Source organism: Myxococcales bacterium, from assembly GCA_016720545.1.
GTDB lineage: Bacteria > Myxococcota_A > Polyangia > Polyangiales > Polyangiaceae > JAAFHV01.
Map to the genome: position 1 here is coordinate 334,476 of JADKKK010000006.1, position 13,837 is coordinate 348,312.

At 71.0% G+C, this 13,837-nt stretch carries 10 protein-coding genes; 5 read left to right on the forward strand and 5 right to left on the reverse strand.

Going from position 1 to position 13,837, the window contains the following annotated elements; genetic code table 11:
• Window positions 1-26: 26 nt before the first annotated feature.
• Entirely contained in the window at window positions 27-2,066 is a 2,040-nt protein-coding gene (locus tag IPQ09_15135) for a serine/threonine protein kinase (protein ID MBL0195530.1), read from the reverse strand.
• 46 nt (window positions 2,067-2,112) lie between these two features.
• Window positions 2,113-3,282 (reverse strand): KamA family radical SAM protein, encoded by a 1,170-nt coding sequence (locus IPQ09_15140; GenBank protein MBL0195531.1) that lies wholly within the window; start codon window positions 3,280-3,282, stop codon window positions 2,113-2,115.
• 117 nt (window positions 3,283-3,399) lie between these two features.
• Between IPQ09_15140 and IPQ09_15145 the strand changes: the two genes are divergently transcribed.
• The 4 genes from IPQ09_15145 (at window position 3,400) to IPQ09_15160 (ending at window position 7,785) form a co-directional block, all read left to right on the forward strand.
• Window positions 3,400-4,050 carry a methyltransferase domain-containing protein gene (locus tag IPQ09_15145; GenBank protein MBL0195532.1) on the forward strand — a complete coding sequence of 217 codons (651 nt, stop codon included), beginning with the start codon at window positions 3,400-3,402 and terminating at the stop codon, window positions 4,048-4,050.
• A gap of 113 nt (window positions 4,051-4,163) precedes the next feature.
• The gene (locus IPQ09_15150) at window positions 4,164-5,150 is read left to right on the forward strand and encodes a CBS domain-containing protein (protein ID MBL0195533.1); all 987 of its coding nucleotides are present in this window, start codon (window positions 4,164-4,166) and stop codon (window positions 5,148-5,150) included.
• A gap of 55 nt (window positions 5,151-5,205) precedes the next feature.
• Window positions 5,206-5,823, forward strand: a complete 618-nt coding sequence (locus tag IPQ09_15155; protein ID MBL0195534.1) for a lysophospholipid acyltransferase family protein — start codon at window positions 5,206-5,208, stop codon at window positions 5,821-5,823.
• 27 nt (window positions 5,824-5,850) lie between these two features.
• Window positions 5,851-7,785, forward strand: coding sequence for a serine/threonine protein kinase (locus IPQ09_15160; GenBank protein MBL0195535.1), 1,935 nt, complete (start codon window positions 5,851-5,853; stop codon window positions 7,783-7,785).
• Window positions 7,786-7,958: 173 nt separating this feature from the next.
• Here IPQ09_15160 and IPQ09_15165 read toward each other — a convergent pair whose 3' ends face one another.
• The gene (locus IPQ09_15165; protein MBL0195536.1) at window positions 7,959-10,184 is read right to left on the reverse strand and encodes an SUMF1/EgtB/PvdO family nonheme iron enzyme; all 2,226 of its coding nucleotides are present in this window, start codon (window positions 10,182-10,184) and stop codon (window positions 7,959-7,961) included.
• A gap of 419 nt (window positions 10,185-10,603) precedes the next feature.
• Between IPQ09_15165 and IPQ09_15170 the strand changes: the two genes are divergently transcribed.
• Window positions 10,604-11,659 carry a hypothetical protein gene (locus IPQ09_15170; protein MBL0195537.1) on the forward strand — a complete coding sequence of 352 codons (1,056 nt, stop codon included), beginning with the start codon at window positions 10,604-10,606 and terminating at the stop codon, window positions 11,657-11,659.
• Window positions 11,660-11,687: 28 nt separating this feature from the next.
• Here IPQ09_15170 and IPQ09_15175 read toward each other — a convergent pair whose 3' ends face one another.
• Window positions 11,688-12,440 carry a CPBP family intramembrane metalloprotease gene (locus IPQ09_15175; protein MBL0195538.1) on the reverse strand — a complete coding sequence of 251 codons (753 nt, stop codon included), beginning with the start codon at window positions 12,438-12,440 and terminating at the stop codon, window positions 11,688-11,690.
• An 80-nt stretch (window positions 12,441-12,520) separates the two neighbouring features.
• A complete protein-coding gene (locus IPQ09_15180) occupies window positions 12,521-13,750 on the reverse strand; it encodes a PrsW family intramembrane metalloprotease (protein MBL0195539.1) in 1,230 nt (409 codons plus the stop codon).
• Between the last annotated feature and the right edge of the window lie 87 nt (window positions 13,751-13,837).

Here is a 13,837-nt window from a genome sequence, read left to right on the forward strand (position 1 = left end):
GAGCTCGCGCGGGGCCGCGGGAGGGCTCACGGCAGGTGCTTGGGGCGGCAGATGGGCGCGCGCGGGGCGGCGCGGGCGCGCTCGCTGGGCGGCGTGCGCCCGTGGCTCTTCAGGGCGCCCTGCGCTTCCGCGGGGACGAGCTGGCGCAGCTGCCACGCCTGGAGCCTGTTCTGAATCTCCGCTCGGTCGAGCGCGTCCTTGCTCTCCGCGACGTAGTTCGCGACGAAGAGCACCGTCGCGACGTGCGACGCGGAGAGGAGCAGTATGGTCGTAAGTGACGGTGTCTCCACAGCATTGAGGAGGATGACGAACCGGTCCTTCTCGAGCACGAACGTGCGCGGCAGCACCCCCAGCAGCTCTAGGGCGAGCGGCAACACGAGGCTGAGCAGCGCGAGCCCGCTCGCGAGGAACCGGTGCGAGCGCCGCCCGCTCAGCACGAACGCGACGGTCACGACGGCGGCGATCGCGGGCACCGAGATGAACGGCCCGAAAATGAGCGAAGAAGACGCGACCGCGGCGTAGGTGATGGTCGGCGCGACCCAAACGGGCAGGCGTCGACTCACGAACAGCGCCGCCGGAGCGAGCCCCCACAGCACCACGTTGAGCGCGACCGACGTGGGGTTGCGCACCCCCATGAGCAACGCGGTCGGGAACACGAACAGCAGCGCCCCCAGGGCGAACAGCAGCGAGCCGCGGCGGGAGGCGCGGTCCGCGCGGCGCGCCTCGAGCGTGTGGACCTCGTCGACGACCTCCGCGGGGAGAGCCGACGGAGGGGCGGTGACCAAGCGCACGAGCAGCGCCAGCGCCTCCGGGTCGTCCGGATCGAGCGCGAGGGAGCGGCCCACCTCACGGAGCGCGCCCTGGCGATCCTCCGGCGTACCCTCGGGAGCGAGCGCGCGCCCGGCGAGCTCCCGCGCGGAGATGGCGTGGGTCCGCGCGAGGGCCTGCCGCCGCTCGAGGTCGAGATCGCCGCTGAGGAAGTCTTCGATCGCCTCGGAGAACTCGCGCGCCGACGCGTAGCGCTTCTCGGGGTAGGGGCTCGTCGCCCGCATACACACGGCGTCGATCGCGTCGGGGATCGCGCTGTCGGGGCGGCGCGCGCTCGCGCTCCGGTCCTCGCCCCGCAGCGTGCGCGCGAGGATCTCGGGCGTCTCGCCGTTGCCGAAGAGTGACTCGAAGGTGAGCAGCTCGAACAGGATGGCGCCCAGCGCGAACACGTCGGTCTGCCCGTTCACCTCGCCCGACTGGCCCAGGATCTGCTCCGGCGCCATGTACCCGGGTGTCCCGATGATAGCCCCCGAGGCCGTCTTGGCCGAGGCGACGTCGGTGAAATCAAGCTTCGAGATCGCGAGGTCGGCGGTCTGCTGGCTGATGGGAGGGGCCTCGTTCGCGAGGAGCTTCGCCACGCCCCAGTCGAGCACGTAGACCTCGCCGAAGTCGCCCAGCATCACGTTCGCGGGCTTCAGATCGCGGTGGACGACACCCTTCGTGTGCGCGAAGTGGATCGCGAGGCACACGCGCGAGAACGCGGAGAGGAGCTTGCGCAGCGGGTATTCGGCGACCGTACGCGGATCGCCCTCGCGTAGGCGCTCGACGAGCAGCTCGAGCGTCAGCCCCCGCACCCGGCGCATGGTGAAGTAAAGGGCGCCCTCCTCCGCGAACGCGAGGTCGTAGACCGGGACGATCGCGGGGTGCTCGAGCTGCCCCTGGATGCGCGCCTCGCGGAGGAAGCGCGCGCGGAGATCGGGGCGCGAGAGCTGCATGGGCCGCATCGCCTTCATGGCGACTTCGCGGCCGATGTGCAGGTCGGTGCAGGAGCGCACCTCGCCCATGCCCCCCTCGCCGAGGAGATCGTGCACCGCGTATCGAGCGTCCTCCGGGCGGTTCGGGCGGAGACCGTCGAGCAGCGGATCGTCCCGGCGGAGCTCGAGGGTGACCGCGCGCTCGAAGCCGGTGTCCTGCAGCATGGTCTCGGCGTAGCCCACGGCGGGCTGCACCGCGCTGCGGTAGGGGGCGATGACGGGCGTCGCCGGTCCCCCGCGGTTCTTGCTGCTCGGCGCGCCCATCAGGGGACAGTGTGCCAGACGCGGCCCCGCCGACCCGCAAGAAACATCAAGGGTCGACGTAGTCGACGAGGTCGCCCCTGAACGTCCGTAGGGTCGTGCGCCCCGGCGGGCCCAGCGCTCGGCTCACCACGTAGTTCGGCGTGAGCGGGACCTTGCCGAGGCCGCCCGGGGTGTCGCAAATGAGCTTCGGGAGCGCGATGCCGGTGAGGCGCCCCTGCAGCGTTTCCATGAGCTCGACGCCGCGCGCGAGCGGCGTGCGGAGGTGCGACGTGCCCCGCACCGGGTCCATTTGGAGGAGGTAATAGGGGCGCACGCGCGCCCGGACGAGCCCCCGGAAGAGCGCCTCGAGCGTGCCTGCGTCGTCGTTCACGCCGCGCAGGAGCACGGTCTGGTTCATCACCGGGAACCCCGCGTTCGCGAGGCGCTCGCAGGCGGCGATAGAGGCCTTCGTGAGCTCTCGCGGGTGGTTGAAATGCGTCATCACCCACAGCGGGTGGTGCTTGCGGAGCGCCTGCACGAGCTCCCGGGTGATGCGCATGGGCAACGTGACGGGCACGCGCGTCGCGAGGCGGATGGTGTCCACGCTCGGCACCTCGCGAATGGCCTCCACGAGCCTCACGAGGCGGGCGGTGGCCATCGCGAGCGGATCCCCGCCGCTCACGATCACGTCGCGCACCTCGGGGTGGGCGCGGAGCCACGCGAACGCCGGCGCGAGGGCCTCGAGCGAGACCGCGCCCCCGCCGTCGCCCACGATGCGCGAGCGCGTGCAGAAGCGGCAGTACACGGCGCAGCGATCGGTCGCGAGCAGGAGCGCGCGGTCGGGATAGCGGCGCACGAGGTGCGGCGCGACCTCGTGCGCGACCTCGCCCAGCGGATCGGTGAGGTCGCCCTCGACCGTGAGGTCTTCCTCGGCCCGGGGCACACACTGGAGACGAATCGGGCACCGCGGATCGTGCGGATCGGCGAGCGAGAGGTAATAGGGAGTGATCGACATGGGCAGGCCCTGCCGCGCGGCGCGGGTCGCGCCCTCGAGCTCGCTCGGGGAGAGCGGCAGCCGCCGCGCGAGCTCGTCGACGCGGGTGATCGCTCCACGCACCTGCGCACGCCAGTCGCGCGGTCCGGCGTCGGCCTCGGCGCGCGCGCGGCCTCGGCGGCGAGGAGCGGGGCGCACGAGCGCGGACGGGGGCACGAGCTGCTCGGCGGCTTCGGTCGCCATGGCGACGCTATAGGCGTATCGGCGGCCGGGCGCGAGAAGTCTCGCGCGACGGCGGGGACGCGGCTGGTCCGTGCGCCGCGCTCGGCTGAGCCTCGGGCGCCTGGTAGTGTACCCGACGTGGACCGAACCTTCTGGGAAGAGCGCTGGAACCTTGGGCAGACAGGCTTTCACGAAGGCGCCCCGAACGAGCTGCTGCGACGGCACGTGGGCGCCCTCGGCGCGGGGCACGTCTACGTGCCTTTGTGTGGGAAATCAAACGATCTCAAATATTTGCGCGACCAGGGTTTCGACGTCACCGGCGTGGAGATCGTGCCCTCCGCGATCGCGCAGCTCTTCGCCGAGCTCGGCCCGGAGGCGCCCCGTGTGGAAGAGCTCCCGCCTTTCCGCAGGCACTCGGGCGCGGGCCTCACGGTGCTCGAGGGCGACGCCTTCGCGCTCACCCCCGCGCACCTCGGCGGAGAGGTCGATGCCGTGTTCGATCGCGCAGCGCTCGTCGCCGTCGCCCCGTCCACCCGCGAGGCGTACGTCGCGCGGCTCGCGGACGTGCTGCGCCCCGGGGGCCGGGTCTTGCTCGTGACCTTCGACTACGACCAGAAGAAGCTCTCCGGCCCGCCGTGGGCGGTGTCGCCCGAAGACGTACGCGCGCTGTGCGACGCGGCGTTCGAGGTCGAGCTCCTCGAAGAACGCCCCGCCGCCGTGGGCCCAAAATTTGCGGCCGCCGGCGCCGAGGTGCGGGAGCGCTTGTTCCTCCTTCGGAAGCGCGGCTGACCACGCGCGGGCGCGCGGTTCATGGCGAGACCTCGCCTTCGGTTCGGGCTCGCCATCGACCTTCGTGCGCCCGTTCGGGGCATACTTTCAGGTTCGGGGTACGCTACCGGGCCATGAGCCTCCCGCCTCCCCCCGCGCCCCTCCGCCCGTCGGCCGCGCCCGCTGCGCCCTCCGCGCCGCCCGCGCCGCCCGCGCCGCCCGCGCCCTCCTCTGCGTTGCGGGTGCGCGACCTCATGACGCGGAACGTGTTCACGCTGAGCGCCACGCAGAGCGTGCCGCTGGCCGAGGCGATGATGAGCCTCAAGCACATCCGCCACGTCCCCATCGTCGATGACGCGGGCCATCTGCAGGGCCTCGTCACCCACCGCGATCTCCTCGCGGCGTGCATCAGCACCCTGTCGCCGCTCTCCGACGAGGAGCGCTCGAGCCTCCAGCTCTCGGTGCCGGTGTCTCGGCTCATGCGGCGCGACGTATGGACCATCTCGTCGTTGGCGCCCGCGAGCGCGGCGGCGCGACTCATGCGCGACCACCAAATAGGCTGTCTGCCGGTGGTCGACGACGGCGTGTTGGTCGGCATCCTCACGGGCACCGATCTGCTCGAGCTCGCCTCGCGCGCGCTCGAGAGCGTCGCCGCGCCGCGCGCCGGGTGGCGAGTGGAGGACGCGATGACGGCGGTGCCGCTCTCGATCGAGCCGAGCACGACGATCGAGAAGGCGCGAAGCGTGATGTTGCGCTTCGGCATCCGCCACCTGCCCGTCGTGGAGGGCGGAAGGCCGATCGCGCTCGTCGCCGACGCGGACCTGCGCGTGGCCGAGGTCGTGTATCGCGAGTGCGGGCAGAAGACGCAGGCCTCGCTCGCCACCTACTTTTGCGGCGGCGAGCGGCTGCACAGGACGACCCCCGAGGCTCACCTCGACGACGTGCTGCTCGACATGTGGCGGAGCCGGCTCGACGCCACCCTCGTGGTGAGCGCCAGCGACGGAGCGCTGGTCGGCATCCTCACGACGGCGGATGCGTGCCGGCTCTTCGGCGAGCACCTCGCGTCGCTCCGCGCGGCTGCTCGGCGCCCCGGCGTCGCTGACGAAGCCCCCGGGGGCTGAGCGCCCCTTCGCAGGAATGCGTGCGGGCGCACGGGCGGCCCTGTAGACTGGAGGCGTGCCGACCCGCGTCACCCCGAGCTGGCTCAGCGCGCGCGCGCTCGGCCTCGCTGGCTGGAAGTTCGAGGGCCCGGTGCCCTCCGAGAAGAAATACGTGATGCTCGCCGTGCCCCACACGAGCAACTGGGACGGCGTGCTGCTGCTCTCGCTCACGCGGAGCATCGGCGTGCGCATCGAGTGGATGGTGAAGGACTCGTGGGTGAAGGGCCCCGTGGGGCCCGTCCTGAAGCGCCTCGGCGCCGTGGCGATCGACCGCTCGCACGCCACTCACGTGGTCGACCAAATGGTCGAACAGTTTCGAAGGAACGACGAGCTCGTGCTCGCGGTGCCGCCGGAGGGCACGCGCGCCTATGCCGACCGCTGGCGCTCTGGATTTTACCACATCGCGCGGGGCGCGGGCGTGCCGGTGGTGCCCGGCTACCTCGACTTCGCGCGTCGCCGAGCGGGCCTCGGGCCGGCGATCGCGCTGACGGGCGACATGCGCGCCGACATGGACAAGGTGCGGGCGTTCTACGACGAGAAGCGCCCCGTGCCCTTCGATCCGGCCAAATTCGGCCCGATTCGTCTCCGTGAGGAGGAGCCCTCGCCCGAAGGTGGAGGCGCGGCGTCGCGCTGAGGCGCCGAAGCGCGCTATCGTAGGTCCGTGCAGCCGACTCCCTCGGGCGCCCTGGCCTGCCCGCGCTGCGGGGCCACGTACGATAGCGACGCCGCGTTCTGCGTGCTCGACGGGACGCCCCTCACCAAGACGGCGGTCGCCGACAAGGGCTACGTGGGAGCGGTCGTCGGCAACGACATCGAGCTTCGCGAGATCATCGGCTCGGGCGCGATGGGCCGGGTCTACCGTGGCTTTCAGCGCGGAACGGATCGCGACGTCGCGGTGAAGGTCCTCCACGGCGAGCTGCTCGGTCGCTCGCAGCTCGTGCAGCGCTTCTGTCGCGAGGCGAAGATCGCCGGCAAGCTGAAGCACCCTCACGTGGTCGAGGTGTACACCACGGGTGAGCTGCCGGACGGCGCCTCCTACATCGTCATGGAGTTCCTCGACGGCGCGTCTCTCGCGACGGTCCTCGAGGCTTCGGGTGGCAAGCTCCCGCCCGAGCGCGCGATCTCCGTCGCGCGGCAGATCTGCGACGCCATCGGCGAGGGCCACCAGCGCGGGATCATCCACCGCGACCTGAAGCCCGAGAACGTCATGTTGGTCTCGCGCACACGGCGCGACGGGGCGGCGCGTGACGCGCGCACGCACGCGCACCGCGCGGACTTGAACTGGGTGAAGGTCCTCGACTTCGGGATCGCGCGCTCGACCCTCCCCGACGGCTCGATGGAGACCGCCGCGGGCGCCATCTTCGGCACCGCACGCTACATCTCGCCCGAGTGCGCCCAAGGCGAGACGGCGACCCCCGCGAGCGACGTCTACTCGCTGGCCGTGATGCTCTACCAGATGCTGTCGGGACACACGCCGTTCAACGCCGACCAGCCCGTGGGTCTGCTCTTCAAGCACGTGCACGACCCGCCGCCGCCGCTCCGGAGCTGGCCGGGCGCGGAGGGGCTCCCTCCGGCCCTCGAGCATGTCGTGATGGCGTGCCTCGCGAAGGATCCCGGCGCGCGCCCGCAGGACGGCGAGGCGCTCGACAGGGCGCTGCGCGAGGCGGCCGAGGCGGCAGGGCTCGAGCTCCCAGGCTTCGGCTCGGTTCGCGGTCGTCCGAGCGTGGCGAAGGTGGCCGACACCCTCGACGATGTGGTCGGCCCGATCGTGCGCCCCGCCGAGGGGGTGGCGCCCGCCCCGGTCCTCGCCGAGCCGCGCACCCGCGGCGCCTCGAGCCCGCCGCCGCGCGCGCGACGGACCTGGGCGTGGGGCGTGGCCGTGGCGCTGTTCGCGTTCGTCGTGGGCGCGGGCGGCGCCGGGCTCCTCGTCCGCGCGCGCTACTCGCGCGAAGACCCGGCGCAGGCCGAACGCACCAAGCACATCGAGCGCACGCGCGAGGCCCTCACGGATGGCCACTACACGGCGCCACCAGGTGAAAATGTGAGTGATCTCGTGCGTGTTGGGCTCCAACGTTGGCCGAACGACGCCGAGCTCAAGCGGCTCCGCTCCGACGCGGAGCACGAGATGATCACCATGGCGATGGCGGCGCGGAGCTCGGGCGATCTCGTGGGCGCGCGCGATCTCGCGCGCGGCGCGCACTCGCTCGACTCCACCGACAACTCGGCGCGTTTTCTCCGGGCGCAGCTCGACGACGACCTGCGCGGGATCGCGAGCGGCGCGACGGTGAACGTGGGCGCGCCGCGCCTCGTGTTCGAGTCGCCCCCGGTGGTGAAGCCGGGCGCCCGGGTCGAGATGACCTGCCGCGTGGTCCCCGGCGCGGCCGGCGCGAAGGCGAAGATCTCGGGTATCCGGGTCACCCTCCTCCCCAATGGCAAGACCACCGGCGGTGCGCCGGTCACCCTGACGAGCACGGACCCCTCGAACGTGCGCGCGGTCGTCGTCGCGCCGGAGCCGGGCAGCTACGACGTGAGCTTCGAGGCGAGCGTGGATGGGATGGTGGTGCGGGCCATGCGTGACCTGGACGTCGCGCCGTAGGCGGAGCGCGGCGGCCCAGGGCGCGAGCGCCCCACCCTCAGCACTGCTCGCGCGCGATCGAGACGCGCGCCACATCCCTCGTCGGAGCAGCGCTCGGAGAGGCCTTGATCCTCAACGCGGCGCGAGCACTCGCCCCGCACGACCGAGGGCCGCTCACGTCGGGGGAGCTCCCCTCATTCTGGGCGCCAGCACCGGGCTCCGGCCGCGTAGTAGGAGCGGTAGAGCGGGTAGTTGGGATAGGTCTGGCGGGTCGAGAGGGCGTGCCGTTCCCACGATCCACCGCGCATGATGCGCGGGCCGTCTTCAACGTGCGCGAGGCCCGTGAGCTCTGGCGCGCCTACGGTGGCCCACGAGCTCGGGTACGAGCCCGGCGCGACCGGGGGATCGGGCCAGCCCACGTCTGCGCAGTCGACGCACGTCCCGGGCGTGCGCTGGTAGTCGAGGGTCCACTCGATGAGATTGCCCGTCATGTCGTGGTGCCCCCAGCGGGCGATGTCCTGACGCCTGCCCGCTGGCGAGATGTGCGCGGCGCCGTCGCCGGGGAGGCGGTAGGGCGTGCCCCAGCTAAAGCAGTTGGGATACGCGGGGGTGCCGCCATCGGTGCAGAATGCATGCGTCGCGGGGGCGAGGGACGGATTGCCCATCCAGTCCGCGTCAGTCGCCGAGGGCACGGGGCCCCACGCGTAGGTGCGCTGCTCGTCGCCACCCTCGCCCGCGTATCCCCATTCGGCTTCGGTCGGCAGAGAGCCGCCGTCCCAGACGCAGAACGCGAAGAGCGTGTACCAGTCGACGCACGTGACGGGCTTGTCGTCGTTCGCGCTGATCGCGGTCGTCCAGGTCGCCGCTCCGCCGTTCGCGTTGTCCCCGCCCTCGCCACAGGCCACGGTGAAGCGATCGCGCACCTCGTTCATGTTCCGAGGCAGCCGCCGCGCGAAGGTCGGGCGCCAGCCGCTGCCCGGGATGTGGGGGTGCGCGCCCGCTCCGTCCGGGAGGTTCAGCGCCCCCGCGAGGTTTCCGCTGAACGTGTTGAGGAAGGTGCGCATGCGCCCCTGCGTGATCTCGAACTTGTCGAGATAGAACGGCGAGACCCACGCGCGCAGCGACGCGTTGTTCGCGCGGTTGTACCGGTAGCGTCCCTCGGCGTCGCGCATGGTGTCGGGCGGGAGATCGGCGAGATCGGGGACGCGCAGGGTCGTGCAGCAGCTCTCGTCGGCGCCCGGGCCGCAGTTGTCCTTTCCGCGTCCCCCGCCCGCGCAGCTCTTCGGGGGCTCGCAGCGATTCCCCGTGCACGCGCCGGTCCGGCAGTCGGCCCCATCCACACAGACGCGGCCGTCCCCGCAGCGCGGAGTGAGCAGGTCGGCGCCGCCGCAGTCCACGTCGCTCTCGGTCCCGTTCTTCACGCCATCGCTCGGCGATGTCGCCTGGCAGATGTTGCCCGTGCACACGAGGCTGTCGCAGTCGTCCGCGACGGCGCAGGCGTTGGTCGCCGCGCAGCGAGGGGTGAGGGGATCGGGCCCGCCGCAGTCGATGTCCGTCTCGGTCCCGTTCTGCACGCCGTCCGCCGCGGACGGGGCCTGACACACCCCGCCCGGGCACACGAGGCTCTCGCAGTCGCTCCCAGAGGCGCACGTCTTGGTGGGCGCACACCGCGGGACCGCGAGGTCGGGTCCGCCGCAGTCCACGTCGGTCTCGCTGCCGTTCTTCACGCCGTCGGTCGAAGTAGGGACCTGGCAGACACCGCCCGTGCACACTCCGCTGTCGCAGTCACCGCCCGCCACGCACGCTTGCGGCGGCGCGCAGCGCGGCACGGCCGCGTCCGGACCGCCGCAGTCCACGTCGGTCTCGCTGCCGTTCTTCACGCCGTCTGTCGACGAGGGGGTCGCGCACTTGTTCGCCGTGCAGATCTTGCTCTCGCAGTCGCCGCCGAGCGCGCAGTCCTTGCCTGGGGCGCAGGCCGGGGCGTCAGCGCCCCCGCAGTCCACGTCGGTCTCGCTGCCGTTCTTCACGCCGTCGGTCGCCGTGGCGGCTCGGCACACGCCGGATATGCACGTCGCGGTCACGCAGTCTGCTGCGGTCGCGCAGCCCCTGCTCGTCGCGCACTTGGTGAGACACGAGCCGCCGCAGTCCACGTCGGTCTCGCTGCCGTTCTTCGCGCCGTCCGTGCATGTCGGCGGCTTCGCGGCGTCCACTCCGGTGTCCGGTGGCTTGGTGGCGTCCACCGGGGGCGCGCTCGCGTCCGCCGGGGGCGTCGTCGCCGTCGTCGTCGCAGAAGGCGTCGTGGCGGCGTCTCCTCCGCCTGGCTCGGGGCCGGGCTCGGGGTCGGACGAACACGCCACGACGAAGCCAAACGGGAGCACCGCTGCGAGGAGAAGGAGACCAGTCGGGCGGCGATTCATCATGGGGCCTCGCGATCGCCTCGCGGCCCCGGGGGCGCGCGAGGCTCGTGGAGTTGGTGTACCGAGCGCCCCCCAATGTCGAATGTCTCACGCACCTGCGGACGTCGCAAGGACGGCGTCGAGGCGCGCCTGCCCGGCTCGCTGGCTCCTGGCCCGTGCCGCTCGGCCACGCTACGGTTGGCCGAATGCCCTCCATCGCGGTCAGGTCAGGCCGAGGTCGTGGGCGCGGTCCGCTGAACAGGCTTCTCGCCGTAGGACTCGTCGCGCTTGGCTCGAGCGACGCCCTTGCCGAGCTCGAAAGCGGAGGTTGAGCTGACTCATCTCAGCTCCGCGAGTCGCTGGGTGACGAAGTGGGAGTCCTTCATGTATCCCCGCTGAGGCCCTCGTCTCACGCTTCACCGCGAGCGCGCTGAAAAGGTTCGATGATCATTGAACGCCGGTTTCCCGTCACCACCATGCTCCGCTGGGCGAGCCGCAGCGTGGCCCTCTCGGCGCTGTGGTGCGCCGTCGTGTATGTCCTGTATGCAAAGCTCGGGCTCTCGGTGCTCCGGGTGCCGTTCTTGCCAATCGCGACCGTGGGCACGGCCGTCGCGTTCTATGTAGGCTTCAAGAACAACGCGGCCTACGATCGCTTCTGGGAGGGGCGCAAGATCTGGGGCGGCGTGGTCAACGCGAGCCGCACGTGGGCTACGATGGTGCTCGCGTACGTGCATAGTTCACCCTCCGCACCCTCCGACGTGCCGCGCGAACACGTCGACGCGCTTCGGCGCGAGCTCGTCTACCGGCACCTCGCCTGGGTGAACGCGCTGCGCCTGCAGCTGCGCAAGACCTCCCGGTTCTTCGATAACCCCACGAAGTGGACGCGCGAGCGTATGGCCGCGCACGCGGACCACATGCGCAACGACTGGGACAAGGAGCTCACGCCCTTCTTGAGCGCCGAGGAGCTCGCCTATGTGAGCGCGCGCGCCAACCCTGCGACGCACCTCTTGTCGAAGCAGACGGAGGCGCTCGCCGCGCTTCGCGCAGATCGTCACCTCGACCTCTTCCACCAGATCGAAATGATGGGCTTGGTCCGCGAGCTCTATGACCTTCAGGGCAGGTGTGAGCGGATCAAGAACACGCCGCTACCTCGACAGTACGCGGAGTTCAGCCGCACGTTCGTGCGGGTGTTCGCGTTCCTCGTGCCGTTCGGCTTGCTCGACGTCTTCGCCACGCGCATCACCGAGGCGACCGCCGCCTCCGGGCTCGTCGCCCAGTGGCTGCCGGTCCTCCCGATGATCGGCGCGTCGTCGCTCGTCACCTGGGTCTTCATGGCGATGGAGGGCATCGGCGACGCGAGCGAGGATCCGTTCGAGCGGAGCATGAACGACGTCCCCATGAACGCGCTCTCTCGCACGATCGAGATCGACCTCCGCGAGCTGCTCGGCGAGACCGAGCTGCCGCCGAAAGAGACCAAGATCGGCAACCTCATGTACTAACCAGCGCAGGGCAGCTCCTGCGGTCCGCTCACCGGAACACGAGCACCCACACGTCGTAGGCGGCGTGCGTCCACACGGCCGCAGCGAAGCCGCGGGTCGCGTAGATGAGGGTCAGGGCGAGCCCGAGGAGGAGACGGAAGACGAACGAGGTGAGCTTCCACGGATCGCCGAGCGCGCCCACGTAGTGGAAGCCGCTGAAGAGCAGCGAAGACGCCACGCCCCACGCGACGAGGATGCCCATGGACCGCAGGGTGAGCTTCGCCCCCGACGACGCGACGAAGCTCGTCTGCGGCTCCGCGAAGAACGCCAGGAGCATCTTGGCGCCCACGCCGTAGAGCAGCACGCGGAAGGCGAGCTCCTCGTAGAACCCGGCGCCGAGCGACATCACGAAGCCCGTGAACCGCGAGCCCTCGTCGATGTGGCCGGCGAACAGGCGCTCCATCACGACGCCGGCCGCCATGCGCATGAGCGCCGCGTAGAGCACGCCCTCGAAGGCGATCTGGACGAACTTGCCAGGGCGAAACGCGTGGCCGCGACCGAGGAACGCGAACGTGCCCGCGAACACGACGCCGATCGCGAAGGTGATGCCCAGGTACGCGGTGGTGCTGCCGTCGGCGAGGTGGAGCAGCTCGCCGGTGAGCATGTCGGTCGCGTTCTTCACGCGAAGGAAGACCACCGACAGGTGGTAGAGCACGAAGATAGGCAGGGTGAGCGCGAGGTCGACCCACGCTCCCGGCTTGTCTGTGAGGGCCTCGCCCTCGCGCTCTGCCTGCTCGGTCATGCCGGGCCAAGCTTCCCACCCCCGCGCACCACGCGGCAAATTCGCGGCGAGCCGCGGGCCGCGTCACGGCGGGATCCCCTTCAGCGACGGAGCGGGCCCTGGCCCGGCGTCCAGGGGACCGGCTGCGGCAGCTGCCGACCGAGGCTCTTCGACATCGCGTCGCGCAGCTTGTGGAGGTCCTGTCGTAGCGGAGCGACGAAGTCGGCGCTCACGGTCGCCTTCCGCGCGCGGGTGGCGCGGCCGGCGTGCCACTTGCTGAGCGAGAGGCGGCACGCGGCGTCGACGAAGGCGCGGCCCGGGGCCCCGCCCCAGCTGAACGTCGCGCGCATGTGGGCGACGGGGGAGGTGACGAGCTCGAGCTCCTGGAGCGTCATGTTCCCGAGCAAGAGCTCGTCCTCGAGGTTCTTGCGGATGATTCGCCCCTTCCGCACCACGAGCCACAGGAGCAAGCCGAAGAAGGCGAGCACGAACAGCAGCCACAGCGGCAACATGAGGAGCGGCAGGTTGTTCGAGATCGTGGCCGAGGTGTTCCACACGAAGTGCAGGAAGACGGCCCCGAAATAGCCCATGATCGGGGCGGTCCAGCGCACCCAGGCCTTCTCGGTCTCGCGCGCGAGCCCGAAGCCGATCCCGGTCATCGACGTGTAGAGCGGGTGTCCCCACGGGGCCAGCACTCCGCGAATGATGAACGTGCCCGCGAGGATGTTCTCGCGGCCCGCGAACTCGGCCTGCGCGGCCCGCCCATAGTAAATGATGTTCTCGATGGCGGCGAAGCCGAGCGCGGCGAACGTGGCGTAGACGATCGCGTCGACGATGCCGTCGAACTCCCGCTTGGCAAAGTAGAACACACCGAAGACGGCGATGGCCTTGAAGAACTCCTCGACGATCGGCGCGCTCACACACGCGCCGACCGCGTCCCCGAACTGCGGCCCGCCTATTCCCGCGGCGACCGCGCCGAAGAAGGTGTTCACCACGGCCGACATGCCGCACGCGGCGATGCCGCCCCACGCGAGGCACATCATCAGGGCCCAGAGCGGCTCTGGATCGTAGCGGTCGACCACCCAGGGGACCCACAGGTAGATGAGGAGCGGCGGCAGCGCGAGGACGGCGCCGATCGCCATCGACGTGTACGCCGTGCCGGGGTCGTTGGAGAACGCGGGCGGCACGAGGAACAGCGCGAACAGGAGGAAGCCCCCGAACAACATCCCGAGGATGTAGAGGACGATGCCCGCCATCTTGCGGCCGCCCTCGGGATCCGGGCGCTTGCCGGCCCGGGGCGGCTGGGGCGCTTGGTGCTGCTGCGGGTACATGGGGTATCCAGCCATCGTGACCTCTCGGCGAATGCGAACGCGCTAATCCTTCGATTCTCGTGAAGGGAAGCGAGATGGGCTAGCAGC

Excerpts from the sequence above, each read along its gene's own strand:
- IPQ09_15135 (MBL0195530.1), bottom strand. The coding sequence starts at position 2,066 with ATGGGCGCGCCGAGCAGCAAGAACCGCGGGGGACCGGCGACGCCCGTC.
- IPQ09_15140 (MBL0195531.1), bottom strand. The coding sequence starts at position 3,282 with ATGGCGACCGAAGCCGCCGAGCAGCTCGTGCCCCCGTCCGCGCTCGTG.
- IPQ09_15150 (MBL0195533.1), top strand. The coding sequence starts at position 4,164 with ATGAGCCTCCCGCCTCCCCCCGCGCCCCTCCGCCCGTCGGCCGCGCCC.
- IPQ09_15165 (MBL0195536.1), bottom strand. The coding sequence starts at position 10,184 with ATGATGAATCGCCGCCCGACTGGTCTCCTTCTCCTCGCAGCGGTGCTC.
- IPQ09_15170 (MBL0195537.1), top strand. The coding sequence starts at position 10,604 with ATGATCATTGAACGCCGGTTTCCCGTCACCACCATGCTCCGCTGGGCG.
- IPQ09_15175 (MBL0195538.1), bottom strand. The coding sequence starts at position 12,440 with ATGACCGAGCAGGCAGAGCGCGAGGGCGAGGCCCTCACAGACAAGCCG.
- IPQ09_15180 (MBL0195539.1), bottom strand. The coding sequence starts at position 13,750 with ATGTACCCGCAGCAGCACCAAGCGCCCCAGCCGCCCCGGGCCGGCAAG.